The 26991-nt window shown below is 71.8% G+C and carries 29 protein-coding genes; 12 read left to right on the forward strand and 17 right to left on the reverse strand.

Annotated elements, in window-relative coordinates:
• Positions 1 to 19 precede the first annotated feature (19 nt).
• The 6 genes from pstA to HUV60_RS18070 form a co-directional block, all read right to left on the reverse strand.
• A complete protein-coding gene (gene pstA / locus HUV60_RS18045; RefSeq protein WP_257848293.1) occupies positions 20 to 1084 on the reverse strand; it encodes a phosphate ABC transporter permease PstA in 1065 nt (354 codons plus the stop codon).
• A complete protein-coding gene (gene pstC / locus HUV60_RS18050; protein WP_257848294.1) occupies positions 1081 to 2085 on the reverse strand; it encodes a phosphate ABC transporter permease subunit PstC in 1005 nt (334 codons plus the stop codon). Before pstC ends, pstA begins: the two co-directional genes overlap by 4 nt.
• 105 nt (positions 2086 to 2190) lie before the next feature.
• Entirely contained in the window at positions 2191 to 3324 is a 1134-nt protein-coding gene (gene pstS / locus HUV60_RS18055) for a phosphate ABC transporter substrate-binding protein PstS (protein WP_257848295.1), read from the reverse strand.
• 207 nt (positions 3325 to 3531) lie between these two features.
• Entirely contained in the window at positions 3532 to 4119 is a 588-nt protein-coding gene (locus HUV60_RS18060) for an NUDIX hydrolase (protein ID WP_443047335.1), read from the reverse strand.
• Complete coding sequence (locus HUV60_RS18065; RefSeq protein ID WP_257848296.1) at positions 4100 to 5314, reverse strand: CHAD domain-containing protein; 1215 nt, start codon at positions 5312 to 5314, stop codon at positions 4100 to 4102. The genes HUV60_RS18060 and HUV60_RS18065 overlap by 20 nt, the downstream gene beginning before the upstream one ends.
• Positions 5295 to 7667 carry an RNA degradosome polyphosphate kinase gene (locus HUV60_RS18070; protein ID WP_443047336.1) on the reverse strand — a complete coding sequence of 791 codons (2373 nt, stop codon included), beginning with the start codon at positions 7665 to 7667 and terminating at the stop codon, positions 5295 to 5297. Before HUV60_RS18070 ends, HUV60_RS18065 begins: the two co-directional genes overlap by 20 nt.
• A 246-nt stretch (positions 7668 to 7913) precedes the next feature.
• On the opposite strand from HUV60_RS18070, the gene HUV60_RS18075 reads away from it, so the two are divergent.
• Both HUV60_RS18075 and HUV60_RS18080 read left to right on the forward strand, forming a co-directional pair.
• Positions 7914 to 8162 carry a hypothetical protein gene (locus HUV60_RS18075; RefSeq protein ID WP_269441202.1) on the forward strand — a complete coding sequence of 83 codons (249 nt, stop codon included), beginning with the start codon at positions 7914 to 7916 and terminating at the stop codon, positions 8160 to 8162.
• Entirely contained in the window at positions 8159 to 9049 is an 891-nt protein-coding gene (locus HUV60_RS18080; RefSeq protein ID WP_257848298.1) for an ATP-binding cassette domain-containing protein, read from the forward strand. Before HUV60_RS18075 ends, HUV60_RS18080 begins: the two co-directional genes overlap by 4 nt.
• Before the next feature lie 325 nt (positions 9050 to 9374).
• On the opposite strand, the gene mshD is transcribed toward HUV60_RS18080, so the two are convergent.
• A complete protein-coding gene (gene mshD / locus HUV60_RS18085) occupies positions 9375 to 10325 on the reverse strand; it encodes a mycothiol synthase (protein ID WP_257848299.1) in 951 nt (316 codons plus the stop codon).
• A 281-nt stretch (positions 10326 to 10606) separates the two neighbouring features.
• On the opposite strand from mshD, the gene HUV60_RS18090 reads away from it, so the two are divergent.
• Positions 10607 to 12469, forward strand: coding sequence for a bifunctional metallophosphatase/5'-nucleotidase (locus HUV60_RS18090; protein WP_257848300.1), 1863 nt, complete (start codon positions 10607 to 10609; stop codon positions 12467 to 12469).
• Positions 12470 to 12582: 113 nt separating this feature from the next.
• Here HUV60_RS18090 and HUV60_RS18095 read toward each other — a convergent pair whose 3' ends face one another.
• The 9 genes from HUV60_RS18095 to HUV60_RS18135 form a co-directional block, all read right to left on the reverse strand.
• Positions 12583 to 12822, reverse strand: coding sequence for a hypothetical protein (locus HUV60_RS18095; protein ID WP_257848301.1), 240 nt, complete (start codon positions 12820 to 12822; stop codon positions 12583 to 12585).
• On the reverse strand, positions 12819 to 13145 hold the full coding sequence (locus tag HUV60_RS18100) for a hypothetical protein (RefSeq protein ID WP_257848302.1): 327 nt from the start codon (positions 13143 to 13145) through the stop codon (positions 12819 to 12821). The genes HUV60_RS18095 and HUV60_RS18100 overlap by 4 nt, the downstream gene beginning before the upstream one ends.
• 320 nt (positions 13146 to 13465) lie before the next feature.
• Positions 13466 to 14245: a GNAT family N-acetyltransferase gene (locus HUV60_RS18105; protein WP_257848303.1), complete on the reverse strand. Its 780-nt coding sequence runs from the start codon at positions 14243 to 14245 to the stop codon at positions 13466 to 13468.
• Positions 14246 to 14614: 369 nt separating this feature from the next.
• Complete coding sequence (locus HUV60_RS18110) at positions 14615 to 16081, reverse strand: sensor histidine kinase (protein ID WP_257848304.1); 1467 nt, start codon at positions 16079 to 16081, stop codon at positions 14615 to 14617.
• Positions 16078 to 16812 (reverse strand): response regulator transcription factor, encoded by a 735-nt coding sequence (locus HUV60_RS18115; protein WP_257848305.1) that lies wholly within the window; start codon positions 16810 to 16812, stop codon positions 16078 to 16080. The genes HUV60_RS18110 and HUV60_RS18115 overlap by 4 nt, the downstream gene beginning before the upstream one ends.
• Positions 16813 to 16981: 169 nt before the next feature.
• Positions 16982 to 17203, reverse strand: a complete 222-nt coding sequence (locus HUV60_RS18120; RefSeq protein ID WP_257848306.1) for a hypothetical protein — start codon at positions 17201 to 17203, stop codon at positions 16982 to 16984.
• Between the two features lie 46 nt (positions 17204 to 17249).
• Positions 17250 to 18380, reverse strand: coding sequence for a S1C family serine protease (locus HUV60_RS18125; protein WP_257848307.1), 1131 nt, complete (start codon positions 18378 to 18380; stop codon positions 17250 to 17252).
• Positions 18381 to 18513: 133 nt separating this feature from the next.
• A complete protein-coding gene (locus HUV60_RS18130) occupies positions 18514 to 19536 on the reverse strand; it encodes a LacI family DNA-binding transcriptional regulator (RefSeq protein WP_257848308.1) in 1023 nt (340 codons plus the stop codon).
• Positions 19537 to 19643: 107 nt separating this feature from the next.
• A complete protein-coding gene (locus HUV60_RS18135; RefSeq protein WP_257848309.1) occupies positions 19644 to 20444 on the reverse strand; it encodes a winged helix-turn-helix transcriptional regulator in 801 nt (266 codons plus the stop codon).
• A 295-nt stretch (positions 20445 to 20739) separates the two neighbouring features.
• On the opposite strand from HUV60_RS18135, the gene HUV60_RS18140 reads away from it, so the two are divergent.
• From HUV60_RS18140 to HUV60_RS18175, 9 genes are all read left to right on the forward strand, one after another.
• Complete coding sequence (locus tag HUV60_RS18140; protein WP_443047337.1) at positions 20740 to 21663, forward strand: alpha/beta hydrolase; 924 nt, start codon at positions 20740 to 20742, stop codon at positions 21661 to 21663.
• 39 nt (positions 21664 to 21702) lie between these two features.
• Positions 21703 to 21957 (forward strand): MoaD/ThiS family protein, encoded by a 255-nt coding sequence (locus HUV60_RS18145; RefSeq protein ID WP_257848311.1) that lies wholly within the window; start codon positions 21703 to 21705, stop codon positions 21955 to 21957.
• Between the two features lie 3 nt (positions 21958 to 21960).
• Positions 21961 to 23298, forward strand: a complete 1338-nt coding sequence (locus HUV60_RS18150) for a hypothetical protein (RefSeq protein ID WP_257848312.1) — start codon at positions 21961 to 21963, stop codon at positions 23296 to 23298.
• 173 nt (positions 23299 to 23471) lie between these two features.
• Positions 23472 to 24212: an LmeA family phospholipid-binding protein gene (locus HUV60_RS18155; RefSeq protein ID WP_257848313.1), complete on the forward strand. Its 741-nt coding sequence runs from the start codon at positions 23472 to 23474 to the stop codon at positions 24210 to 24212.
• 213 nt (positions 24213 to 24425) lie between these two features.
• A complete protein-coding gene (locus tag HUV60_RS33950) occupies positions 24426 to 24533 on the forward strand; it encodes an Ms5788A family Cys-rich leader peptide (RefSeq protein WP_350849312.1) in 108 nt (35 codons plus the stop codon).
• 129 nt (positions 24534 to 24662) lie between these two features.
• A complete protein-coding gene (locus HUV60_RS18160) occupies positions 24663 to 25508 on the forward strand; it encodes a sulfurtransferase (RefSeq protein ID WP_257848314.1) in 846 nt (281 codons plus the stop codon).
• A gap of 55 nt (positions 25509 to 25563) precedes the next feature.
• Positions 25564 to 25851: a DUF1416 domain-containing protein gene (locus HUV60_RS18165; RefSeq protein ID WP_257848315.1), complete on the forward strand. Its 288-nt coding sequence runs from the start codon at positions 25564 to 25566 to the stop codon at positions 25849 to 25851.
• A gap of 112 nt (positions 25852 to 25963) precedes the next feature.
• Entirely contained in the window at positions 25964 to 26224 is a 261-nt protein-coding gene (locus tag HUV60_RS18170) for a DUF3099 domain-containing protein (RefSeq protein WP_257848316.1), read from the forward strand.
• Positions 26225 to 26234: 10 nt separating this feature from the next.
• Entirely contained in the window at positions 26235 to 26621 is a 387-nt protein-coding gene (locus HUV60_RS18175) for a VOC family protein (protein WP_257848317.1), read from the forward strand.
• On the opposite strand, the gene HUV60_RS18180 is transcribed toward HUV60_RS18175, so the two are convergent.
• Positions 26615 to 26977, reverse strand: coding sequence for a DsrE family protein (locus HUV60_RS18180; protein ID WP_257848318.1), 363 nt, complete (start codon positions 26975 to 26977; stop codon positions 26615 to 26617). The genes HUV60_RS18175 and HUV60_RS18180 overlap by 7 nt on opposite strands.
• Between the last annotated feature and the right edge of the window lie 14 nt (positions 26978 to 26991).

Below are 26991 nucleotides of genomic sequence, written 5' to 3' on the forward strand. Positions count from 1 at the left end.
GAATCGCCGGTGGGCCGCGTCAGCGACCGGTCTGCGGGGCCTTCCAGCGGGCGATGCCGCGGGCCACGAGGTTGAGGATCATGATGAACGCGATGAGCGTCAGGGCCGCCGCCCAGGCGCGGTCGTAGGCCGCGCCGGAGCCGCCGCTGTTGGCGTACTGCAGGTAGATGTACATCGGCAGTGACGCCTGCGGGTCGGAGAAGGGGTTGGCGTTGATCACGCTCGTACCCCAGACCAGCAGCAGCACGGGGGCGGTCTCACCGGTGATGCGGGCGACGGCCAGCATGACACCGGTGGTGATGCCACCGAGGGACGTGGGCAGGACGACCTTCAGGATGGTGCGCCACTTCGGGATGCCGAGCGCGAGGGACGCCTCGCGCAGCTCGTTCGGGACGAGCTTGAGCATCTCCTCCGTGGAGCGGACGACCACCGGGATCATCAGGATGCACAGGGCGAGCGACCCGGCGAAGCCGGAGTAGCCCATGCCCAGGATCACGATCCACAGACTGAGGATGAACAGACCGGCGACGATGGACGGGATACCCGTCATGACGTCGACGAAGAAGGTGACGGCCTTGGCGAGCTTGCCCCGGCCGTACTCGACCAGGTAGATCGCGGTCAGCACACCGACCGGGACCGAGATCAGCGCGGCTATGCCGACCTGCTCCAGGGTGCCGAGCATGGCGTGGTAGATGCCGCCGCCCGGCTCGCTGTCGGCGACGACGCCCATGGAGTGGGTGAGGAAGTAGCCGTCGAGGACCTTCACACCGCGCTTGAGGGTCTCCCAGATGAGGGAGGCCAACGGGATGACGGCGATCAGGAAGGCGACCCAGACCAGGCTGGTCGCGGTGCGGTCCTTGGCCTGGCGCCTGCCCTCGACCGTGGCCGAGACGGCGTAGGAGCCGAGGACGAAGAGGACCGCGGCGATCAGCGCCCACTGGACGCTGCTGTCCAGGCCGGCCACGGTGCTGATGCCGAGGCCCAGGGCGACGGATCCCGCCGCGACGGCCCAGGCGAACCACTTGGGGAGCCGGGCGCCGTGCAGGGAGTGCGCGGACTTGGGGGTGATCGTTGCGTGGCTCATGCGTTGGCCCCCGAGTACTCCTTGCGACGGGCGATGATCAGGCGGGCGCCGCCGTTGACCAGCAGGGTGATCACGAAGAGCACCAGACCGGACGCGATCAGCGCGTCCCGGCCCATCACGGTGGCCTCGTTGAACTTGCTGGCGATGTTCTGCGCGAACGTGCCGCCGCCCGGGTCGAGCAGGCTGGCGTTGATGTCGAAGGACGGCGAGAGCACCATGGCCACGGCCATCGTCTCGCCGAGCGCGCGGCCGAGGCCCAGCATCGAGGCGGAGATCACGCCGGAGCGGCCGAAGGGGATCACCGACATGCGGATGACCTCCCAGCGGGTGGCACCCAGGGCGAGAGCGGCCTCCTGGTGCATCTGCGGCGCCTGCCGGAAGACCTCACGGCTGACGCTGGTGATGATCGGAAGAATCATCAGGGCGAGCAGGATGCCGACGGTGAACAGCGAGCGCGCGGCGCCACCGTTCCACTCGAAGAGCCCGGTCCAGCCGAGGTAGTCGTCCAGCCAGCCGTAGAGGCCGTCCATGTGCGGCACCAGGACGAGGGCGCCCCACAGGCCGTAGACGATGGAGGGCACGGCGGCGAGCAGGTCGATCACGTATGCGATGGTGCCGCCGAACCTGCGCGGGGCGTAGTGCGTGATGAACAGCGCGATGCCCACCGAGACCGGGACCGCGATGACCATGGCGATGATCGAGGACACGACGGTGCCGTAGACCAGGACCGCGATGCCGAACTCCGGCGGGCTGCCGCTGGGGTTCCAGTCGAACGAGGTGAAGAAGTTGGCCTCGTTCTCACTCAGCGCGAGAACGGTGCGGTAGGTGAGGAAGGCCGCGATCGCGGCCATGATCACCAGGACGAGGATGCCGGACCCCCGGGAGAGCCCGAGGAAGATCCGGTCGCCGGGACGGGTGGCGCCGCGTGCGGCACGCTTCTGTTCCGTCGTGGGCGGCGGGGGGACGGGGGGTGGAGCGGTCTGCTGTGTGGATGTGTCCATCGGGGTCTCCGGTCTGCGGGGCCTCCCGCTGGTCGGGGGCCCCTGGCGGCGGTGCACCGGACGGTGCGGCCCGGCCCCGGGTTCCGGGGCCGGGCCGCACTCGGGTCAGCTCAGGCTCGTGATGGTCTCGCGAACCTTGGTGATGATCTCCTCGGGCATCGGGGCGTAGCCGGCGTCCGCCAGCAGGCCCTGACCGTCCTCGGAGGCCATGTAGTTCAGGAAGGACTTCATGGCGGGCAGGGACTCCGCCTTGTTGCCCTTGTCGCAGGCGATCTCGTACGTCACCAGGACGAGCGGGTAGGCACCCTCGGCGTCCGGGGTGTAGTCCAGCTCCAGCGCGAGGTCCTTGCCGGTGCCGACGACCTTGGCGGCGCCGATGGCGGCCGTGGCGTTCTCGATCGTGGCCTCGACCGGCTCGGCGGCCTCGGTCTTCACATCGACGGTCGTGATGCCGTCCTTGGCGTAGGAGAGCTCGAAGTACGAGATCGCACCCGAGGTCTGCTTCACCTGCTGCGCCACACCGGAGGAGCCCTGGGCGGACTGGCCGCCCTTGGCCTCCCACGACTTGCCGGGCTCGTAGGGCCAGGCGTCGGGCGAGGCGGCCTTCAGGTACTTGGTGAAGTTGTCCGTGGTGCCGGACTCGTCCGAGCGGTGGAAGGCCTGGATCTTCAGGTCGGGAAGCTCCGCGTCGGGGTTCAGCTTCGCGATCTTCTCGTCGTTCCAGTTGGTGATCTTGCTGTCGAAGATCTCCGAGAGGGTCGCCGCGTCCAGGACGAGCGTGTCGACACCCGGGACGTTGAAGCCGACGGCGATCGGACCGCCGACCATCGGCAGGTCGATGGCCTGACCGTCGGCGCAGACCTCCTTGGAGTCCTCGATCTCCTCCGGCTTGAGCGCCGAGTCGGAACCGGCGAACGCGGTCTGACCCTGGAGGAACGCGGTGATACCGGCACCGGAACCGTCGGGACGGTAGTTGATCTGCGCGTCCTTGCAGGCGGCCGCGTAGTTCTTGACCCAGGCGTCGATCGCGTTCTTCTGCGCGGACGAGCCGGAGGCCTGGAGCTGGCCGGCGGCGTCGGTGCAGTCGATGTTGCCGGCCTGCGCCGTGGCCGAGCTGTCGGCGGTCCCGCTGTCGCCGCCGCTGGTGTCGTCCGAGCCGCACGCCGTGAGGGCCAGGGCGCCGGACACGGCGAGAGCACCGAGAGCGAGGGCCCGCCGGTTCTTGCGCTGAAGCTTCACTTGAGTTCCTTCCAGGTGCCGCCGTCCTGAATTCCGGCGGCGTGCGAAGTCTTAAGTCGGAGTCCGGGTGGTGCGAGTGCCCGTTCGGCAGGCGCTTCGCATCCCGTACGACCGAAATTAGGCAGAACAGGTGAAGCACCCCACGGTCGCAAATGAACGGAAGGTGAACCCCTATGGACGGTGCGGTGAGGTAACGGAACGCTTACGTCAAGGACACGGGCGGATACCGGGCGGGAACGGAGCGGTGGGCACGTTCCCGCCCGGTATCCGCGCGGGTGTCGCCGACGACGCGCGGAAGGTGGCGAGCAGGGCGTCCACCAGGTCCGCGTCCCTCGGCTCGGTGAGCCGGCCGCGGGCCATGTGCGGGGGGAGCCACAGGACACGGTCCACTTCGTCGTTGGGCGTGAACGCACCGGAGACCGCCTCGGCGGCCCAGTAGCGGACGTGCTTGGGGCGGCCGTTCGCCAGATAGTGCGCCGACGGGAGTTCGGCCGTCGCCACGGCCGAGTGGCCCGTCTCCTCGGCGACCTCGCGCAGTGCACCGGCGAGCGCGTCCTCGCCGCGCTTCAGCTTTCCCTTGGGCCAGGACCAGTCGTCGTACTTGGGCCGGTGGACGAGACACAGTTCGAGCGTGCACGTGACCGGGGAACGGCGCCACAGGACACAGCCGGCCGCCTGGACGGTCAGGCGACCGGGTCGGCCGGGTGCGCGGGAGGCGCGGCCTGCGCCGTGGCCGAAACCGTGGTCGGACGGGGTCGAGCCCACCGGAACCTCCCTATGGCGAGCCGAGGACATCCTTGTGCCAGCCGCGCTGGAACGCGTACCGCGCCGCCTCCACCTCGTGCCGCTGGTCCGCGTGGAGCACCCCGAGCGCGTACGCCGTGGCCGGGGCGATACGCGGGGTCCTGGCGGCGTGCGCCGCGGCCGCCGCCGCCTCGGACGCGTCCCGGTGCCGGTCGAGGGCCTCGCCGGTGGCGAGCAGACGGACGTCGGGGGGCGGGGTGGCGGCGGTGGACGCCGGGACCGAGGTGGAGCCGTCCGCGTCGGCGGCGGTGTGGTGCAGCGCCTCGCGGGCGTACCGGTGCAGGCGCAGGAGCAGACGGACCTGGTGCCAGGGGGCGTCCTGCGGATGCGGGGCCAGATCCGGGGACAGCCCGTGGACCAGCGCCTCCGCGTTGTACGGGCTCCCCGCGGTGAGCAGGGGCAGCGCCGCGACGGCGTCGGCCAGCCGCTCCCGCGCGGCCTCGGCGGGCGGACGCAGATCGGCGGCACCGGCGCCCGGGACCAGCGGAACCTCGCTGGCCAGCACGGCGACCTTGTCGGCCACCGCGTGGAACCGGGAGGAGCCGAGGGCCTGGAGCGCTGTGGAGTGCGCCCGGGTCCGGGCCAGGGTGAGCTGCCGGTCCAGGAGAGCGCCGGCCTTGGCGGCACCCACGGTGAGGCTGCCGCGCTCGGGGGTGGTGGTTCCGGCTCCGATGGAGCCGGTTCCGGTGGCGAGCGAGGCGGTATCACCCCTGGCGGCGACGGCGGCCGGGGCGGAGGACCGGGCGGCTCCGCCCGCCGGACCGGTCCCGGCCGCTCCCTGGGCCGGGAGCGTCGCCGTGCCGGACAGCCGGTACAGCGCCTGGAGCAGGCGCTCCAACCGCGCCGAGCAGGCGTGTTCCAGGGCCAGGGTGCCGGATACCCAGGCCAGCTCCGGGCGCATCGCCTCGGACCAGCCGGGGTCCAGGACCGCCTGGAAGGTGTGCAGGCTGCCGCTGATCCGGCGGGCCGAGCGGCGCAGCGCGAGCGCCGCTTCGACGGAATCCCCCGAGGCCGCGCCCGCCCCCGCCTCCCGGTGGAGGCGCAGCGCGCGGAGGAACTCGGTGGCCTGGTCCCGCAGGTAGACCGCCAGGGCCTCCGCGGACACCGGACCGGTCGTCGGGCCGGTCGTCGGGCCGGGTTTCGAGCCGGTCACCGGGTCCGTCGGGTCAAGGTGTTGCTGTGCCACGCCGGCGCCTCCGGGCGTCTGTGAGCATCTCCTGGACATGTCGTAGGGGCTGGCCGTCCGTGTCCGTCGCGTGCCGGGTCCACTCGCCGTCCGGGCCGAGGTGCCAGGACGTGGTGCGGTCGGACATGCCGGACTCCAGCAGCCGGTTCAGGGATGCCCGGTGGGCGGGGTCGACGACCCTGACCAGCGCCTCGATACGGCGGTCCAGATTGCGGTGCATCATGTCCGCGCTGCCGAACCACACCTCGGGCTCGCCACCGTTGCCGAAGGAGAAGACGCGGGAGTGTTCGAGGAAGCGGCCGAGGACGGAACGGACCCGGATGTTCTCCGACAGCCCCTCGACGCCCGGCCGGATCGCGCAGATGCCGCGCACCCACACGTCCACCGGAACGCCCGCCTGCGAGGCCCGGTACAGGGCGTCGATGATCGCCTCGTCCACCATCGAGTTGACCTTGATGCGGACGTACGCGGGGCGTCCGGCGCGGTGGTGCTGGGCCTCCTTGTTGATCCGGGAGACCAGCCCGTCGCGCAGGGACTTGGGGGCGACCAGCAGCCGTCGGTACGTCTCGCGGCGCGAGTAGCCGGAGAGGCGGTTGAACAGGTCCGAGAGGTCCGCGCCGACCTGCGGGTCGGCGGTGAGCAGGCCGAGGTCCTCGTACAACCGGGCCGTCTTCGGGTGGTAGTTGCCGGTGCCGACGTGGCTGTAGCGCCGGAGCGTCTCGCCCTCCTGGCGGACCACCAGGGACAGCTTGCAGTGGGTCTTCAGGCCCACCAGGCCGTACACGACGTGGCAGCCGGACTCCTCCAGCTTGCGTGCCCACTTGATGTTGGCGGACTCGTCGAAGCGGGCCTTGATCTCGACCAGGACGAGGACCTGCTTGCCGGACTCGGCCGCGTCGATGAGCGCGTCGACGATCGGGGAGTCGCCGGACGTCCGGTACAGGGTCTGCTTGATCGCGAGGACGTCCGGGTCGGCCGCCGCCTGCTCCAGGAAGGCCTGCACGGACGTGGAGAACGAGTCGTACGGGTGGTGCAGCAGGACGTCCCGGCTGCGCAGCGCGGCGAAGACGTCCGCCGCGGACGCCGACTCGACCTCGGCGAGATCGCGGTGCGTGCCGGCGATGAACGACCGGTACTTCAGCTCCGGCCGGTCGATTCCGTGGACCCGGAAGAGACCGGTGAGGTCGAGCGGCCCTGGCAGCGGGTACACCTCGGCCTCGCCGATCTTCAGCTCGCGCACCAGGAGGTCCAGGACGTCACGGTCGATGTTCTCCTCGACCTCCAGACGCACCGGCGGCCCGAAGCGACGCCGCATGAGCTCCTTCTCCAGGGCCTGGAGCAGGTTCTCGGTGTCGTCCTCCTCGACCTCCAGGTCCTCGTTGCGGGTGAGCCGGAAGGCGTGGTGCTGGAGCACCTCCATGCCCGGGAACAACTCCTCCAGGTGGGCCGCGATGACGTCCTCGACAGGGACGTAACGGCCCGGGGAGCTCTCCAGGAAACGGGACAGCAGCGGCGGCACCTTCACCCGGGCGAAGTGCCGGTGACCGGTGACCGGGTTGCGCACGATCACGGCCAGGTTCAGCGACAGGCCCGATATGTACGGGAAGGGGTGCGCCGGGTCGACCGCCAGGGGGGTCAGCACGGGGAAGATCTGGTGCCGGAAGAGGGTGAACAGGCGGGCCTGCTCCTTCTCCGTCAGCTCGCTCCAGCGGACCAGGTGGATACCCGCGTCCGCCAGCCCGGGGAGGACGTCCTCGTGGAAGCAGGCGGCGTGTCGCGCCATCAGCTCGCGCGAACGGGCCCAGATCATCTCCAGCACCTCGCGCGGCTGGAGGCCGGACGCGGAGCGCGTGGCGACACCGGTGGCGATACGGCGCTTCAGGCCGGCCACCCGGACCATGAAGAACTCGTCCAGGTTGCTGGCGAAGATCGCGAGGAAGTTGGCCCGCTCGAGGAGGGGTGTGGCCGGGTCCTCGGCGAGCTCCAGGACCCGCTCGTTGAACGCCAGCCAGCTGCGCTCCCGGTCGAGGAACCTGCCCTGGGGCAGCGGCTCGCCGCCCGTGTCCGCCTCCTCGTAGACGTCGAGATCCGAGTCGATGTCGGGTTCCAGGTCGGAGACCGTCCCGGCCACGGTGTGCGGCCGGTGGGCGGCGATCGAGCCCACGGAGGGCTGCGCGTGTTGTACCTGGCCCTGGGCTTTGGCGCCACCTGCGGCGTTCGACTGGCTCATGAACCCATTGTTCCGCGCCACGGGCCTCGCAAGCGCGTCGGAGTGCGCGGGCGGGAGTGATCGTGCCCGTGGGGCGTCCCCGTTCCCCCTGCGGGGCGGCGGCTCTGGCGCGGCGGGATTCATGCGCCGAGCGTCGCAAGACTGTCTGAATCACTGGTTACGGAGACATGACGTGAGGGATAGCGGGGGGCGTCCCGCGGGGGTCGGGGCGGGCGCCCGGAGGCGCCCGCCCCAGCGCGCGCGCCCGGCCCCCGCACGCTGGTGAGGTGTCACTCCGGCCGGGTGCCCCTGGGGACGACCGCGTGCGCCGGGTGACGGGAAGGGGACTGGGCCGCGCTGCTGCTCGTCGCGCGGGCGGGCCGGGACGCCGTGACTGACCAGCTCGCCCCGTTCACCGCCGCCGGGCAGGGGGTGTCGGCGCCGGTCGCCGTCCTCGCCGCCGGGCTGCTCTTCCAGCTCCGCGACCGCTTCGGCCTCAGCCGGGCGGGCGGCACGGGCGGCGCCGGCGCGGTCGGAAGGCCGCCTTGGCCGTCCGCCTTCATCGTCTGTGGCGCCTCGTCTTCTCCATTTCATCTCTTTTTCTGCTTGTTCCACGACCTGTACGGGAGTTCTGCATGACCCCGACCGTCTCCGCCTCCGGGCTGAGTCTCCGCTTCGGTGGCACCCGGGCCCTCGACGACGTGTCGCTGCGGCTGTCCACCGGTGCCACCGGGCTGCTCGGGCCCAACGGCGCGGGCAAGACCACCCTGCTGAGGGTGCTCGCCACCGCCGTACCGCCCGGCCGGGGCGCGTTCACGGTGCTCGGCCACGCCCCCGACACCTCGCGCGGCCGCCAGGAGGTCCGGCGCCGCCTCGGCTACCTGCCGCAGGCACCCGGTCTCCCTCCCGGCTTCACCGCCTTCGGGTTCGTCGACTACGTGGCGCTCCTCGAGGAGCTGACCGACCGCACAGCCCGGCACCGCGAGGTGCGGCACCTGCTGGACGAGGTCGGGCTCACCGACGTACGCGGCAGGCGGCTGCGGAAGCTGTCCGGCGGGACGCGCCAGCGGACCGCCTTCGCCGCGGCCCTGGTCGGCGACCCCGCCTTCCTCGTCCTCGACGAGTCGACCGTCGGACTGGACCCCGAACAGCGCATGCGGTTCCGCGAGCCGATCGCTCGGGCCGGGGAGGGGCGGACCGTGCTCCTGTCCACCCGACAGACCGAGGACGCGGCGATGCTCTGCAGCCGGGTGGTGGTCATGGCCGCCGGCAGCGTCCGCTTCGACGGCACCCCCGCCGAACTGACCGCACAGGCCGACGGACGGGTGTGGAGCAGCGCCGAACGCGCCCCCGGCGCGCGGGTGGGATGGCGCACGGGCTCGGGCACCTTCCGCACCGTGGGAGATCCGCCCCACGGCGCCGACCTCCTCGCACCCACCCTGGAGGACGGCTACCTGCTCACCCTCGGTGGCGTCGGTGGGCTGCCGCCCACGACCGGTGGACGGTGCTGCTGTGCGTGGCCCTGACGGTGTGGGCGGTGTGCGGGGCGGAACCGGTACGGAGGTGGAGGGGAAGAGCGGCTCACTGGCCGCTGAGGTCCTGAGCCGCGGCCTCCGGCCCCGGCGAGACCGGGGCCGGCCCCGGCGAGGGCTCGTGCCGCCCCCGCCGGATCGCGGTTCCCCTCGTCCCGTCTCCCGACTCCCTCCACCACTCCGGCCGCAGCCCCGGCGCCCGTCACCGTGGAAGCCGCGGAGCCTGCCGCCACGGCATGAACACCTGGTGGAGCAAGGCCGGTCGACCTGTCCGGGCGCCGACCGGCCCGGGCGCGCCCTCTCAGGTTCTCCCGGGTCCTCAGGTCTCGGTGCGGTACATGAGGTCCGTCTCGTGGGTCAGGAAACCCAGCCGCTCGTAGACGGCCACCGCCGCCTTGTTGCCGGCGTCGACGTACAACATCGCGGTGGGCAGCCCCAGCCCCGCAAGGTGCCGCAGCCCGACCGTCGTGAGGGACTTGCCGAGCCCGCAGCCCTGGGCCTGCGGGCTCACCCCGAGGACGTACACCTCGCCGAGGCCCTCCGTCCGGTGCACCTTGGTCCAGTGGAAGCCGACGAGGCGGCCGTCCCGCTCGGCGAGGAAGAAGCCCTCGGGGTCGAACCACGGCTCGGCCTTGCGGTCGTCGAGGTCGCGCTGGGCCAGGGAGCCCTGTTCGGGGTGGTGGGCGAACGCGGCGGCGTTCAGCGCGAGCCAGGCGGCGTCGTCCTGACCGGGGACGAAGGCGCGCACGGTCACTCCTTCGGGGAGCACCGGGTCGGGCAGGTTCAGGTCGGCCAACGGCCGACGCATCTGACGCAGTTCGCGGAACAGGGCGAGCCCGAGGACCTGGGCGAGGTGCCGGGCGGCGGAGTGGCCGCCGTGCGCCCAGACGCGCAGCCGCTTGCCGGAGGCGGCGAGCAGCGCGGACCCGAGCGCCCGCCCGTGCCCCTGCCCCCGGTGCGACGGGTGCACGACGAGTTCGGCGGCCGGGGGCTCGACCGGGTCGGTGTCCTCCAGTTGGGCGTAGCCGACGAGTTCACCCTCGCCGGCCTCGTCGTCTCCGCCTGTCAGGAAGAGCAGCAGGTGCGAGACGCCCGCCCGCTCCCCGCCGCGCAACTGCAACCGCCCCTGCTCGGACACCGCCTGCTGTCCGTCGGTCCCGGCGGCCTCGTCCAGCAGGGCGAGGACCGTCTCGACCTGATCCGGGGAGAGCGCGGCGTACGTCCGAAGCGAGCGGGTGCGGCCGGAGCGTGCGATGTCGTCGCTGGTCATGCGTACGAGGGTAAGCGGAGCCCGCCGAAAACGGACGGGACACGGAGCGCACCGTGACGGCCGATCGGGTCCGGCAACCAGCGACGGAGCGAAACATAACCAGGATGTAACCGCGAAACCCCTGTCGCGCTACGCGCGTTGACTTTAGGCTGCGGGGCGGTCGGCGCGCCTCGCGGGGGTCCCGCCTGTATGCACGCAGACCGGCCCCGACCACCCCGGACGCATCCCGAACCACGTACACGCACACCCGTGAACGCTCACGCAGACCCACTGGGGGGCACATGCCAGCCACACCCGACTCCTCGGCCTCGTCGGTGCACCGGCGCAGACGCCGTACGAACCGCCTTCTCGCGACCGCGGCCGGTGTGCTCACCGTCGGCGCGCTGACCGCGGCTGCCCTGCCCGCCGGTGCGGCGAGTGCCGGCGGGGGCAAGGGCGGCACGTCGCACGGCCACCACGAGGGCCACAAGGGCGGAAAGGGCGACAAGGGCCGCTACCAGGACGTGCAGCTGCTGTCCTTCAACGACCTGCACGGCAACCTCGAACCCCCGACGGGCTCCTCGGGCCGGGTCACCCACCTCCACGAGGACGGCACGACGGAGACCATCGACGCGGGCGGTGTCGAGTACCTCGCCACCCACCTGCGCAAGGCCCGCAAGGGCAACCGGTACTCCGTGACCGCGGCCGGCGGCGACATGGTCGGCGCGTCTCCGCTGCTCTCGGGCCTGTTCCACGACGAACCCACCATCGAGGCGCTGAACAAGCTCGACCTCGACGTCACGTCCGTCGGCAACCACGAGTTCGACGAGGGCGCCCAGGAACTGGCCCGGCTGCAGAACGGCGGCTGCCACCCCACCGACGGCTGCTACACGGACAAGAAGTTCAAGGGCGCCGACTTCCCCTACCTGGCGGCCAACGTCCTGGACGAGAGGACGGGCAGGCCCGTCCTCAAGCCGTACTGGGTGTGGAAGCAGAACGGCGTCAAGGTCGGCTTCATCGGTGTGACGCTGGAGGGCACCCCGGACATCGTGTCCGCCGAGGGCGTCAAGGGCCTGTCCTTCAAGGACGAGGTCGACACCATCAACAGGTACGCCAAGGAGCTCCAGCGCCAGGGCGTGAAGTCGATCGTCGCCCTGGTCCATGAGGGCGGCTTCCCCGCCTCGTCCTCCTACAACTACGACTGCGACTCCCCGGGTGCGGGCGACGGCGTCTCCGGCCCGATCGCGGACATCGCCGAGAACGTGTCGCCCCAGGTGGACGCGCTGGTCACCGGCCACACCCACGCGGCGTACGTCTGCACGATCCCGGACCCGGCGGGCAAGCCCCGCATGGTCACCTCGGCCGCGTCCTTCGGTCGCCTCTACACGGACACGACGCTGACGTACGACCGCCGTACGGGTGACATCGCCCGTACGGCCGTGGAGTCGGCGAACCACGTGGTGACGCGGGACGTCCCCACGGCACCGGACATGACCCGGCTGATCGCCAAGTGGGACACCCTCGCCGCCCCCATCGGCAACCGCGCGATCGGACACATCTCCGGTGACATCGTCAAGGACGGCACCGAGTCCCCGCTCGGCGACCTGATCGCCGACGCCCAGTTGGAGTACGGCAGGACGCTGGACCCGGAGACCGACCTGGCCCTGATGAACCCGGGCGGCATCCGCGCGTCCCTCACCCACGCGGCGAGCGCGAGCGAGGGCGACGGCGTGGTCACCTACGCCGAGGGCTTCACCGTCCAGCCCTTCGCCAACACGGTCAACCTCCAGGACTTCACCGGCGCACAGTTGGTCCAGGTCCTCAGGGAGCAGGTGAGCGGCGCGAACGAGGCCTCGACGAAGATCCTCCAGATCTCCGCCGGCCTGACCTACACCCTGGACCTGACCGAGTCCGGCGCGGACCGGGTGGTCACGGACTCCATCAGGCTGAACGGCGAGCCGATCGACGAGGCCGCCACCTACCGCGTGGCCACGAACAGCTTCCTCGCGGGCGGCGGCGACGGCTTCACCACCCTCGGCGAGGGCACGGACGACCTGGTCGGCGAGGACGACCTGACGGCCCTGGAGCAGTACCTGACGGCCAACTCCTCGGCGACGAACCCGATCGCACCGCCGGCGGCGGACCGCATCACGATCGTGCAGTAGCCGACGGACGTTTCCCGAGGAGGGGGCCCGGTGCCTCCGGCAGCCTTGCGAGGCCTGCCGACGCCGGGCCCCTTCTTCCTGTCCGCCTTCCTGCCCACGCCCCGTCCGAGCGGTCAGACGGCGACCAGGTCGATGACGTTGATGACGACGTGGCGGTTGGACACGACGTAGGTGACGAAGCCGTTCTGGAAGCCCGCGGACCAGCTGTTGTCCCGATTGCTGACCGCAGGCGGTCCGAACGGGTTGAGAACGAGCAGCTTCTCGAGGTTCTCGAGCGAGGTCCGCCGGGAGGCCGGTAACGCGGCCTTCCGCTGTGCCGCGCGGTCCACGTACCGGATGACGTAGGCACTCACCGGAGCTCTCCCGCATTGACGGACCGGCCGTCCGCGTCGTAGGCGCGGCCGTCCGCGTCACGGAACAGGAGACCCTCGGTGTCGTCCTTGGCCATGCGCTCGACGGTGTGCTCGACGTCCTCGAGATACCCCGGTGTGGCGCAGGCGCAGGCGAACGGGAACCACTTGTCGACGGCGGCGTCGAGTGCCGGCTGGTCGAAGTCGGCGGCAGCGCTCAGCCACTCCTGCTCGAAGGCCTGCAGCCAGTCCCGGCGCCGTTGCAGGGCGTCCCGGATCGCCTCGGGTGTCTTCTCGCAGGAGTTCGGATCCACCTCGTGGGCCATGGTCGGCTCCTTCTCTCCGGCCGGGGTGTGACCTGTACGCCGGAGGTCCACGGTAGAACGCGAGGGGCGCCGGGCGGCTTCGGCCGTGCGTGTCGCCTGCCACCTGCCCCGACGCGTGCTCCCCGGCCGACCGCGACACGGAGTACGTCCCCCAGCGATTCCGTCGCCCTGGTCGGCGCGAGAAGCACCGCCCGCTCACCGGCCCCCGGATCACCGAACACGGCTCCGGCATCCGCGAGCACCCGCTCGCCCGAGTCCAGCTGCTCCGCCTGGACGTCGTCGGCGAGCAGCGACAACCGGCTCCGGCTCCAGTCGTGTTCTCAACCGGCCTCCGGTGCGTCGTAGGAGAACTTGTACCCGGCGAAGTCGGTGACGGGGACGTATCCGATCCGCTGGTGGAGGACGTTGCTGGTGGGGTTGGCCGGGTTCGTGAACAGGACGACGTCCGTCGCGCCCGCGGCCAGCGCGGCACGGCTCACCTCGACCGTCACGGCACCCGCGTGGCCGCGGCCCCGGAGGTGGGCCGGGGTGCGGACGGGGTCCACCCGGACCATGCCGCCGGTGATCGAGGTCGTGGCCGCCACGGAGACGGGAGTGCCGTCCGGGGTCTCCCCGGACGTGAAGTGTCTGTCGCCGAAGCGCGAGTCGGCCCAGGAGCCGGAGTCGATCAAGTCGATGGAAGGCTGCTCCCCGACGTCGACGCAGAACCCACGGCACCGGCGGACGACTTGCTCACGGTCCTTCTCGCCCGCGATGCGACCCCGGCCTTCTGGGCGCGGCCTCGGTGGGGTGAGCGTGCCGAGACGGTAGAGACGAGTCCGCCAGAAGGGTTCCGGCACTGCGCCCGTGTGCTGCTGCCACGCCTCGGCGAAGGCGGTGGCGGTGTCGTGGTCCGCGATGACGTCGGAGGGGGAGTGGCCGGGCCCGGCCAGGTGAGCGGCGAGGTGGCCGGCCTGCTCGGCAGAGAGGGTGAGGCCCAGACGGCCGCGCGGAGTGCGGTAAAAGATGGCGCGGACAGGTGGCGCCCGCGCCGGGCCCTGTGTTCCTGTACTCGGCGAATACTCGGCGAAGCGGTCGTCCTTCCAGGAGAAGCCGCTCACGTCGGTCCAGGGCGCGGTGCGGACCGCGGCGCCGAGATGGGTGTCGCGGACCGTGGTCTGCGGGTCGAGAAGGCGTCGCCGCCCGCGTGCCGGGGGCGGCCCGGGTGGAAGGTGCGGTCCGGGACGTCGCCGTTGACCGTGGAGTCGGCGATCAGGAAGCCGTTGCGGCCGGCGGCCGTGCCCGGGGCGGCACCGTGGGCCGGACGGCGGCGGCCGGGGCCGGCGGGAGTGCGATCGCGAGGGGCCCTCCGGCGCGGTGGGGCCGGGGCCTGCCGGGGTGCTCGCTCATACGGCGATCCGTTTTTTGGGGGGATGAGTCGCCGGTCGGTCGCCGTCGGGCACCGGAAGGCTGCCGCCCCCTCCCGTCGGCTACGGCACCTCGGGGGGCGGGGTCGGGGCTCCGGGGAGGCGGATCGTGGCCGTGGTGCCTCCGGCGCCGTCCCCGGCGCGGGTCAGGGCGACCTCGCCGCCCGCCTGCTGGACCGTGCGGGCCACGATGGACAGGCCGAGGCCCGAACCGGGGAGCGCGCGGGCGGTCGGGGAGCGCCAGAAACGGTCGAAGACGTAGGGAAGTTCGTCGGCGGGGATGCCCGGCCCGTGGTCGCGGACGGTGAGGACGCCGTCGGCGAGGCGGACCTCGACCGTGCCGCCCTGAGGACTGAACTTCACCGCGTTGTCGAGGATGTTGACCACGGCCCGCTCGAGTGTGGAGGGCTCCGCACGGACGTACCAGGGCCGGACGTCCGCCGTGATGGTCAGCTCCGGTCCGCGCAGCCGGGCGCGGCGCAGCGCCGACTCCACGGCGTCCTGCCAGGCGACGATCTGCGCACGTCCCTCGTGCTGCCCGGTGTCCGGCCGGGACAGTTCCTGCAGGTCACCGATGAGCGCGGCCAGTTCGGTCATCTGTGCCTTGACCGAGGCGAGCAGCGCCTTGCGGTCCCCGGCGGGCAGCGGGCGGCCCGTCTCCTCGCTGCGGGTGAGGAGTTCGATGTTGGTGCGCAGGGAGGTGAGCGGGGTGCGCAGTTCGTGGCCGGCGTCCGCGATGAGCTGCTGCTGCAGGTCGCGGGAGCTGGCGAGGGCGGACGTCATGGAGTTGAAGGAGCGGGAGAGGCGGGCGACCTCGTCCTCGGCGTCGTCCGCCACGGGGATGCGGATGCCCAGGTCCTCGGTGCGGGCCACCTCCTCCACGGCCTCGGTGAGTTCGTCCACGGGGCGCAGGCCGGCGCGGGCGACCGCGAGGCCGGCGGCGGCGGCGCCCAGGACGCCCACGCCGGAGACGAGGAGCAGGATCAGCGCGAGGTCGTCGAGTGTCTCCTCGGTGCCCTTGAGCGGTACGGCGACGAGGACGGCGGCCTGCGAACTGGTCAGCGCGCTGGGGTCGTTGATCACCAGCGGCAGGGTCAGCACGCGTACCTCGGCGCCGTCCTGGTCGGTGCCGTCGCGGTAGCGGCCCGTGGAGCCGTCCCCGGCGCTCGCGATGACGTCCTGGTCCGACGAGGTGACCTTGATCCTGCCCGACGAGCTGGGGAACAGGCAGACGGTGCCGTCCTCCCTGACCACCTGGGAGAACGTCTCTCCGAAGCCGCCGCCCCTGCTGTCCCGGGGCGTGTCCGTGCAGTTGCTGAGCGCGCTGCGGATCTCGTCGACCCGCTGCGGCCCCTGGAGCACCGTCGCCTGCTTCAGGTCGCTGTCGAGCTGCTCGTACAGCTTCCCCTGCACGATGAACCAGCACGTCACCGACACCGCCGCCACCGCGAACGCCACCGCCGCCGCCACCAGCAGCGACAGCCGCGCCCGGATCGGGAGCGAACGGAACCTGCGGGCCAGCCTGTTCACTCCGTGCCGCCCTGACGCAGGGCGTAACCGACGCCCCTCACCGTGTGCACCAGACGCGGCTCGCCGCCCGCCTCGGTCTTGCGGCGCAGGTACATGACGTACACGTCGAGGGAGTTCGACGACGGCTCGAAGTCGAAGCCCCAGACCGCCTTCAGGATCTGCTCCCGCGTGAGTACCTGGCGCGGGTGCGCCATGAACATCTCCAGCAGCGTGAACTCCGTACGGGTCAGCTCCACCTGACGCGCACCCCGCGTCACCTCGCGGGTCGACAGGTCCATGCTCAGGTCGGCGAAGGTGAGGACCTCGTTCTCCTCGTCGGCACCGGCCACGGCGGCCGCGTACGAGCTACGGCGCAACAGCGCGCGGATCCGGGCGAACAGCTCGTCCAGCTCGAACGGCTTGACCAGGTAGTCGTCCGCCCCGGCGTCCAGTCCCGTCACCCGGTCGCCGACCGTGTCCCGGGCGGTCAGCATCAGGAGGGGCGTGGTGTCGCCGGTGGCACGGATGCGGCGAGCGGCGGTCAGTCCGTCCATCCGGGGCATCTGGATGTCGAGGACGACCAGGTCGGGCCGGTACTCCGCAGCCTTCTCCAAGGCGTCCGCACCGTCGACGGCGACCTCGGTGCCGTACCCCTCGAAGGCGAGGCTGCGCTGGAGCGCTTCGCGCACCGCCGGCTCGTCGTCGACGATCAGGATGCGCTGGGGGGCACGGTCGCCTTCTGCGGGGCTCATGGGGTCGTGGTTCCTCTGGTCTGCCGGTGTGCCGGAATGGGAGGGGAGTGCGGCCGGGGGCTCGCCGGGCTCTCAGGATCCCAGGCTCGCACGACTGTCCGGGGCGCGGAGAGGTACGGTCCCCCGCGGGCCGGCCGTGATCCGGTGGGGGCGGCGGGGGCGGTGGGGATCAGCCGCGCGCGGTACGGCGTCCGCGTCCGCTGGCGGTCCTGCGGCGGATCGTGGCCGGGGCCGCCTCCGGGACGGCCTCCGGGGCCCGCCGTACCGGCGCGTGCAGTTCGCCCGCGCCCTCCAGGGCGGGCGGGAGACCGGCCGGGCCGGCGCCGGGGGCCCGGTGGGCGACCTGTTTGATCTGTTTGATCTGTTTGATCTGAGTGGTCTGCGCGGTCATGGAGGACTCCGCGGGTGAGAATCTCGTCGGCCGGGTGTGTGACGCGTCAGTCCGTGGCGCCGGACCGCAGGTCCGCCAGGTCCGCCTTGACCGTGTCGACCGGGATGGCGAAGCCCAGGCCCACGCTGCCGGCGTCGGCCGAGGAGTCGCTGCCGCTCGACGAGTACATCGCGGAGTTGATGCCGATGATGTCGCCGTTCATGTCGATCAGCGCGCCGCCGGAGTTCCCGGGGTTCAGGGACGCGTCGGTCTGGATCGCCCTGTACGTCGTCGTGGAGCCGCCGGTGTCGCCGTTGAACTCCTGGCCGCCGAACTCGAACGGCCAACCGCCGCCGGGCTGCCCCTGCTGCTGTCGCTGCCCCCGGCTCTCGTCCGTGGAGACGGTCACGTCGCGGTCGAGCGCCGAGACGATGCCGCTGGTGACGGTGCCGGTCAGGCCCCCGGGGGAGCCGATCGCCACGACCTCGTCGCCGACCTGCACCCCGTCGGAGTCGCCGAGGGTGGCCGCCGTCAGGCCCGAGGCGTCCCGGAGCTTGATCAGCGCGAGGTCCTTCGAGCTCTCCGTGCCGACGACGTCCGCGGCGTACGTCTTGCCGTCACTGGTCTGCACCTCGACCGAGGAGGCACCGCTGACGACGTGGTGGTTGGTGATGATCTCGCCGTCGTCCGTGATGATCACGCCGGATCCGGTGGACGACCCCGCGTTGGACTCGGCGTTGATCTCGACGATGCTCGGGCCGACCGCCTCGGCGACGCCGGACACCGTGCCCTTCTGGCCGACCGGCACCACGCTGGTGCTGGTCGAGTCGGCGGACGTGACGGTGCCGCTGCCGCTGCCGGCCAGCTCCTGGATGCCGTAGGCGGTGCCGCCGCCCACGGCCGCCGCGACGATCGCCACGGCGGCGAGCAGCGCGACCGGGCCCCGGTTCCGCTTCCGGCGGGGCCTCGGGGCGGCCGGGTCGGCCGCGTGGGTCGAGCCCTCGGGACCCGTCGGGGCCGTCGGGTCCGTCAGGGACGCGGGGTCCCCGGGACCGGCCGGGTCCGTCGGGGTCGTCTGCCGGTCCGGTGCGTACGCCGGCGGGGCCGGCCACTCCGGGTTCGCGGGGGAGGAGTAGGGCTGGGGGCCGCCCGTCTGGGGGCTCTCGTACTCGCTGCTGCGGCGAAGGCTCTCGGTCATGCCGACGAGCCTGGTGCCCGACGATGAGAGCACCCTGAGTGCCCGCTGAGAAGCCCGACAGAACCTCGTATGCCCGATATGAAGGCGGCGAGGCCGCCCTCCTCCCACCGGGTCCGGAGTGCGGAGTTTGGTGCTATCCGCAGCCGCAGGAGCGGCGGATCACCAGTTCGGACGGGAAGATCTTCAGCCGCTCGCGCTGCGAGCCGGCCACCCGCAGCCCGTCGTCGAGGACGAGGTCGACCGCCTCGCGCGCCATCCCCGAGCGGTCGGAGGCGACCGTCGTCATCGGCGGGTCCGTGAGCCCCGCCTCCTTGATGTCGTCGAACCCGACGACCGCCAGCTCGCCGGGCACGTCGATGCGCAGCTCACGGGCCGCGCGCAGTACGCCGACCGCCTGGTCGTCGGTGGAGCAGAAGACCGCGGGCGGGCGGTCGGGCCCGGAGAGGATGTCGAGCCCGACGCGGTAGGCGTCGTAGCGGTTGTACGGGGCCTCGAAGAGGCGGCCCTCGGTCGGGATGCCGGCGTCCTTCATGGCCCGCCGCCAGCCCTCGACGTGGTCGGAGACCGGGTCGCCGACGGAGGGGGTCTCGGCGGTGCCGCCGACACAGGCCACGTAGGCGTTGCCGTGTTCCAGCAGGTGGCGGACGGCGAGCTGGGCGCCCCCGAGGTCGTTGGTGACGACGGCGACGTCGTCGATGGCCTCGGGCCGCTCGTGCAGCAGGACGACCCGGGCGTCCCAGGCGTCTATCTCCGCGGCGGCCAGGTCGTTCAGCGCGTGGCTGACCAGGATCAGTCCGGAGACGCGCATGCCGAGGAACGCCCGCAGGTAGTGGACCTCGCGCTCGCCGACGTAGTCGGAGTTCCCGACGAGCACCATTTTCCCGCGCTCGGACGCCGCCTGTTCGACCGCGTGCGCCATCTCCCCGAAGAAGGGCTGGCGCGCGTCCGGCACGATCAGGCCTATGAGGTCCGTCCGCCGCGACGCCATCGCCTGGGCGACCCGGTCCGGGCGGTACCCCAGTTCCTTGATCGCGGCGAGTACGCGTTCGCGCGTGGCCGGGGCGACCGGCCGCGGTCCGTTGTTGATGACATAGCTGACGACGGCGGTGGAGGTACCCGCCAGCCGAGCCACGTCATCCCTAGTCACCTTGGCCACGCGCGGAGTCTACGCGGATATAACCGGCTGGGGCAGAGCGTGAACGACCTTGTGAACAGCACGGAAACGGCTCGCGTGTGCGGGCGCGGCGCTCGTGCGGGCGCCGTTCACGCCTGGGTCGGTGCCTCGGTGGCGTCCAGGGCGGCCGTCTCGTCCGCATCCGCCGCCTTTTGGCGGTCGGCCCCGGCCTCCTGCCGGCCGGCCTTGGCCTTCGCTTCCTCGGCGGCCCGCTCGACCTTCTCCGGCGTAACGAATCGATAACCCACGTTCCGCACGGTGCCGATCAGCGACTCGTGCTCGGGGCCGAGCTTGGCGCGCAGCCGCCGCACGTGGACGTCGACCGTCCGGGTGCCGCCGAAGTAGTCATAGCCCCAGACCTCCTGCAGGAGCTGGGCGCGGGTGAAGACCCGGCCGGGGTGCTGGGCGAGGTACTTCAGGAGCTCGAACTCCTTGAACGTGAGATCGAGGACGCGGCCTTTGAGCTTGGCGCTGTAGGTCGCCTCGTCGACGGACAGGTCGCCGTTGCGGATCTCCATGGGGGAGTCGTCGCTGACGATCTGCTGCCGGCCCATGGCGAGCCGCAGCCGGGCCTCCACCTCCGCCGGTCCGGCGGTGTCGAGGAGGACGTCGTCGATGCCCCACTCCGCGGTGACGGCGGCGAGGCCGCCCTCGGTCACCACGAGGACGAGGGGGCAGCCGGGGCCCGTGGAGCGCAGCAGCTGGCACAGGTTGCGGACCTGCGGGAGGTCGCGCCGGCCGTCGACGAGGATGACGTCGGCGCCGGGGGTGTCGACCAGGGCGGGGCCCTCGGCGGGGGCCACGCGCACATGATGGAGCAGCAGGCCGAGGGCGGGGAGTACCTCCGCCGACGGCTGGAGGGCGTTGGTCAGCAGGAGCAGTGAACTCATCGCACCCCTCCGTTGTATCCGTTGTATCCGTCGAGTCCGTCGAGGACGCGGTCCCGGCCCCGGTGGTCGGGCCGTGGTGCTGCCCACGACCGGGCCGTCATTCGTACGTGCACGGTTCGCTCGCCCATAACGTCTGGTTCCTCCTCGGTCCCTGCGAGGACGTTTACGGCACTGCTTCGTGCGTTTCGACGGCCCGTACACCGGCGGTTTCCCGCGCCGTATACAACGCTTCCGAAAGCACAAAAGGACCCGGGGGCTTCACTGCCCGAGTCCTCTCCCCAGGAGAATAGCCGACATGGGCACCGGTTCGGCAGGTCGTGTGGCGTTTTCCCTCAAGGGGCCGCATGCCAGGACACGTGGTGTGACGCGCGAAGTCACAGGTGGCGGTATGTCTTTCCGGACGTTTTTGCACACGGCGGACGGGGTGCGAATCAATTCCGTATACAACCCGGCGGTGCCCGAAAAGGTGATCGTGGAGGACGACCCACGGCCGCCTTCCCGTGACCTCGTGTTCGTGATCGCGCACGGGTTCACGGGGGATGCGGACCGGCCACATGTACGGCGGGTTGCGGGCGTGTTCGCCCGGTACGGGGCCGTCGTCACCTTCTCCTTCCGCGGGCACGGCGCCTCGGGCGGGCGGTCCACGGTCGGGGACCGTGAGGTGCTGGACCTGGCGGCGGCGGTCTCCTGGGCCCGGGAACTGGGGCACGCGCGCGTGGCGAGGGTCGGGTTCTCGATGGGCGGCTCGGTGGTGCTGCGGCACGCGGCGTTGTGCGGGGAGGGGGAGGAGGAGGGGGACGGAGGACTCTTCGCGGGCACCGGTACCGGTGGTCCGGATGCCGTGGTGTCGGTGAGCGGCCCGGCCCGGTGGTTCTACCGGGGTACGGCTCCGATGCGGCGGCTGCACTGGCTGGTGACCCGGCCCTCGGGCCGGCTCGTGGGGCGCTACGGGCTGCGGACCCGGATCCACCACCGGGCCGGGGACCCCGTACCGCTGTCCCCGGTCGAGGCGGTGCCGAGGATCGCGCCGACGCCGCTGCTGGTCGTGCACGGCGACCGGGACGGCTACTTCCCGCTCGACCATCCGCGCATGCTGGCGGCTGCGGCCGGCGAGCACGGGGAGCTGTGGGTGGAGCCGGGCATGGGCCACGCGGAGAACGCGGCCCCCGACGGCCTGCTGCACCGGATAGGTGACCGGGCGGTGGCCCGGGCGGGCTAGCCTGACCGTGTCCACTGTCGAACGATGAGGAACCTGTTGATGGCAAAGGTCACGGTGCGGTACTGGGCCGCCGCCAAGGCCGCGGCCGGGGCGGCCGAGGAGTCGTACGAGGCGGTCACGCTCGCCGACGCGCTCGCCGCGGCACGTGAGCGACACCCCGGCGAACTCGCACGTGTCCTGCGGCGATGCTCGTTCCTCGTCGACAGCGACCCCGTGGGCACCCGCGAACATGAGACGGTACGGCTGGCCGACGGCGGCACGGTCGAGGTGCTCCCGCCGTTCGCAGGAGGGTGAGCGATGACCAACCAGCCGTATCAGGGCTACGACGGGTACGACGGACGCCGAGAGGGCCACGAGGGCCACGAGGGCCACGAGGGCTACGACCCCTACGGCCGGCCCCGGCATCGGCATCAGCGTCCCGAGGATCAGGTGCAGCAGGGGCAGGCGCAGGCGTGGCCCGGTGGGCAGCAGGCGTACGACGATCCGCACGCCGCCCAGCAGTACACGCAGCAGTGGCAGGGGCAGACATGGGAGACGCGGATGCAGCCGCCGGTCCCGCCGACGGCCGCGGAGGAGACGTCGTACCTGCCCCCACAGACCGGACAGGTTCCGCAGTCCCCTGCCGCTCCGCAGGCCCAGCAGGCCCCTCCGGGACATCCCGGATACGCGGGTCGGGGTGACGGCGGCATGCCGAGCGGGCCCGCGGTGTACGCGGGGTACGGGGTGGCTTCCACCCACGGGACGCCGATCGGCGCCTCCGCCCCGCCTGCCGCACCCCCGGTCCCCGACGCTTCCCCTCCCCCTGCCCATCCCACGTCCACCCCCGCTCCCGGCGCCCCGGGCGGTCCCGGGTACGGGCCCGCCACCCTCGCCGGGAACACCCGGGTCACGGACGCGCAGCGCGCCCGCGCGGAGGGGCGTTCGCCGGTCATCGAGCCCGGCATGCAGCCGGCGGCGCTCACCGCGCTGCTGGGGCTGCTGCTCGCCGGCGGGGCGGCACTGGGCACGTACGCCCTGCTCGTACCGCTGGTGGCCCTCCAAGGGCTCACCGCGGCCGGCTGGTTCCGGCTGAACGGCATGTGGCCCGCGCGGCAGGGCATCGCGCTGGGTTTCCTCGGGGCGCTGGTCGCGGACGTGGCGCTGCTCGCGTCCGACCGGTCGCCGACGGCCCTTCTCGGCACGCTCGGCGTGTGGGTGCTGCTGTCGCTGGTGCTCCAGCTCCGGTCGCACGCCGATCCCGACGAGCGGATGTACGGCCTGACGGCGACGGTCACCGCGGCCGCGCTGGCGATCGTGGCGAGCGGCCACCTGGCGGCCGACGCCGACGCGGTGACCGTCGGCGGGGCCGCCGTGGCGGCGGCGGTCGTGGCACGGGCGCTGCCCTTGCCGACGCCGGCGTCCGTGGTGGCGGCGCTGCTTGTGGCGGCCGGTGCGGGTGCGCTGGTCGGCGGGATGACGGGGTTCGGCGCCTCGGGCGCGCTGGTCGGCGCGGGCACGGCGGTCTGCGCCCTGATCGGCCACCGTGCCGCGAGCTACGATTACCCGTCCCGGTTCGTCCACTTCACGGCCGGAGTGGCGCTGCCCCTGGCCGCGGCGGCACCGGCGGTGTACGTACTGGGCCGCCTGGCCGGCTGACGTGGTGAGCGGTACCTGTGACGGGTGCCCCTGGCGGGTGCCTGTCACAGGTGATCGACAATCCCGGGGTTCTCCCGGCCGGGAGGGTTACTCTCGCGCAGGACGGCTGCCCGGTTGTCGGCCCGGTTGTCGGAGGACTGCCGTCGAAACGCACTAGGTGGGGACTCAACCGCATGCGCGCACTGCGAATACTGCTGATCATCGTCGTGATACTGGGCGGCATCTTCGTGATCGTGGACCGCCTCGCGGTCAACTTCGCGGAGGGCGAGGTGGCCGACCGGCTCAAGTCGAGGGAGAACCTCAGCACCACCCCCGACGTGTCCATCCACGGTTTCCCCTTCCTCACCCAGATCGCCGGCGGCTCCCTCGACGAGGTGCAGATAGGGATCGACGAGTACGAGGCCGGCACCGGCGACGGCGGACAGAACATCCGGATCGACGATCTGCGCGCCGACATGAAGGGTGTCGAGTTCTCCGGCGACTTCGGCTCCGCCACCGCCGCCGACGCGACCGGCACCGCGAGCGTGACCTACGACGAGCTGCTCAGGACCGCCAAGTCCGAGTCCACGGACGTGGGCCCCGGGGTCACCGCCTCCGTCGTCGGCCTGACCGACGGCGGCAACGGGAAGATCACGATAGCGGTGGAGGCCACCGTGCTCGGCACCAAGCTGCCCGAGCCGGTCACCGTCCTCAGCTCCGTGACGGTCGTGGACGGCGACACCGTGCGGGTCCAGGCGGACTCCCTGCCGTCGTTCGGCGGCGTCGAGATGGCCGAGGCGCGGGTACGGGAGATCACCGACTTCGAACAGAAGATCGACGGCCTGCCCGGCGGGATCAAGCTCGACAGGGTCGAGGCGGGGAAGTCCGGCGTCGACATCACCGTGCAGGGCTCCGACGTCCGGCTCGCCGGGTAGGCGGACGGCCGGGTCGGCGGGGTCCGGTGGACCCCGGATGTCCGACAGGTGAGACAGGGGGGTCCGTAGAGCAGCCGCGGGAGGGGGAGCGGTCGGGTCCGGGGCGGCGGGCGGCGGGCTCGGCGCTCCCGTGCTCCCGCATCGCGGACAATCTTTTCTCAGTATGTGATACGGCGGTGACATGCCCGCCCTGCCCTCCTTACGATCGACAGCATGCAGTGTCAGACGAGCGTCCTCCGAGCGCGGGGACAAGCGGATCTCACGAAGCGGCGGGCAGTGGACCTCTGCCGCGTGGCCGCCATGCTCTGTCGGCCTTTCTGAGCGGACGCCCCGCCGTCCGCATCCCCGCCTCGCCCCGCCGAGGTGTATCCGTGCGCCCGCTCCCGTCGGAGCGGCCGCGCACCCTCGCCCTCGCACGCCCTGCCGCAACTGCCCCGGAGGAGACAGAGCATGAGCCGTAACGACGTACTGGTCGACGCAGACTGGGTCGAGGAGCACCTGGACGACCCGAAGATCGCCCTCGTCGAGGTGGACGAGGACACCACCGCGTACGAGAAGAACCACATCAGGAACGCCATCCGGATCGACTGGACCAAGGACCTCCAGGACCCGGTCCGCCGTGACTTCGTCGACCGGGCGGGCTTCGAGAAGCTCCTGTCGGAGAAGGGCGTCTCCAACGACCACACGGTGGTCCTCTACGGCGGCAACAACAACTGGTTCGCCTCGTACGCGTACTGGTACTTCAAGCTGTACGGCCACGAGAACGTCAGGCTCCTCGACGGCGGCCGCAAGAAGTGGGAGCTGGACGCCCGCGAGCTGGTCCCCGGCGACGAGGTCCCCGAGCGCGCGAAGACGGACTACAAGGCCAAGCCGCAGGACCAGTCCATCCGCGCCTACCGTGACGACGTCGTCGCCGCCATCGGCGCGCAGAACATCGTCGACGTGCGCTCGCCCGACGAGTTCAGCGGCAAGCTGCTCGCGCCGGCCCATCTGCCGCAGGAGCAGTCGCAGCGCCCCGGCCACGTGCCGAGCTCCCGCAACATCCCGTGGTCGAAGAACGCCAACGACGACGGCACCTTCAAGTCCGACGAGGAGCTCAAGGCCCTCTATGAGGACGAGCAGGTCGACCTCTCCAAGGACACCATCGCCCTGTGCCGCATCGGTGAGCGCTCCGCGCTGACCTGGTTCGTGCTGCACGAGCTGCTGGGCGTGGAGAACGTCAAGAACTACGACGGCTCCTGGACCGAGTACGGCTCCCTCGTCGGCGTGCCGATCGAACTCGGCTCCGGCAAGTAGGCCTCACCCGGAGCACGACCTCGACCAGACCACTAGACCAGTTCAGGAGTACGCCATGTGCGGTGCGAAGGCCGGTGGCCCGGACGCCTCGACGATCAAGCCCGGCGAGACCACCATCCAGGGTCATGTGACCCGTGACGGCGAGCCGGTGACGGGCTACGTCCGTCTGCTGGACTCGACCGGAGAGTTCACCGCGGAGGTCCCGACCTCCGCCACCGGGCAGTTCCGCTTCTACGCGGCGGAGGGCACCTGGACCGTCCGCGCCCTGGTGCCAGGCGGTACCGCGGACCGCACGGTCGTCGCCCGGCAGGGCGGGCTGGCCGAGGTCGCCATCGCGGTGTGAGGGCTCGCCGAAGGGCCGCGTTCCACGGAGGCCGGACCCCGGCACCGGGGACGTGGCCCTTCGGCACACCTGCGTGCCTGCACTCCCGCGGACCCGGTTCTACGCTGGGAACATGTACGCGCGCAGGCGGCATGTCTACTTCGTCATGATGGGCACGTGCATCACGCTGTTCCTCCTGGCCTGCGGTGTCGTGCGGCTCTGGTCGGTGCCGGTGGCCGTGGGCATGTGCGTGGTGGCCATGGTCATCCCGCCGTTCGCCGCCGTGGTCGCCAACCGGCGCGGCCCCGATGACCGCTGGTGGGACGACCCCTCGGGCGACCCCGAGTCCGACGCGTGGTGGGACGAGCTGGACGGGAAGAAACGGCCGCGCTAGAACAGTGGCCATGCCCCCGACGAAGCTGTCCACCGTCGTGCTCGACGCGCACGATGCCCACGAACTCGCCGGTTTCTACCTACGGCTGCTGGGTTACGAGGTGCGTGCCGAGGAACCGCACTGGGTCCTCATCGGCCCGCCCCCCGGCACGGAGGGGACGGCACTGGCCTTCGAGACGGAACCCGCGTACGCGCCGCCCGTGTGGCCGACCAGGAATCCGGGCGACCAGCAGATGATGCTGCACCTCGACATCGAGGTCGACGACCTGGCGGCACAGGCCGCGCGGGCCGTGGCCGAGGGCGCCCGGCTCACCGAGCAGCAGCCCCAGGACGACGTACGCGTCCTGCTCGACCCCTCGGGACACCCCTTCTGCCTGTGGACGCGGTCCGGTCAGTAGACGAGGGCCTGCGTGTCGTCCGCCAGTGCCTCCTGGACGAACACCTGCGCGCCCGCGATGCGCACGCCCGCGATGACGTCCCTCTCCGTGATGTCCCGGCGCGCCGCGCACTGGGTGCACAGGGTGAGACGGCCCCCCGCGACGATCGAGTCCAGCAGGTCGGGCAGCGGCGCCGCGTGCGGCAGCTCGAACTCCGCGGCCCTGCCCGGCAGCGCGAACCACGCCGACTCACCGGTGAGCCACAGCGAGACCTCCACCCCGCTGGCCACCGCCACCGCCGCCACCGTGAACGCCTGCGAGCAGCGCTCGGGAGCATCGGCCCCCGCGGTCACCTTGAGCACGAGCTTCTTCGCCATGCGCGCATCGTAGT

This window comes from Streptomyces sp. KMM 9044, assembly GCF_024701375.2.
In the GTDB taxonomy this organism is placed as follows: Bacteria; Actinomycetota; Actinomycetes; order Streptomycetales; family Streptomycetaceae; genus Streptomyces.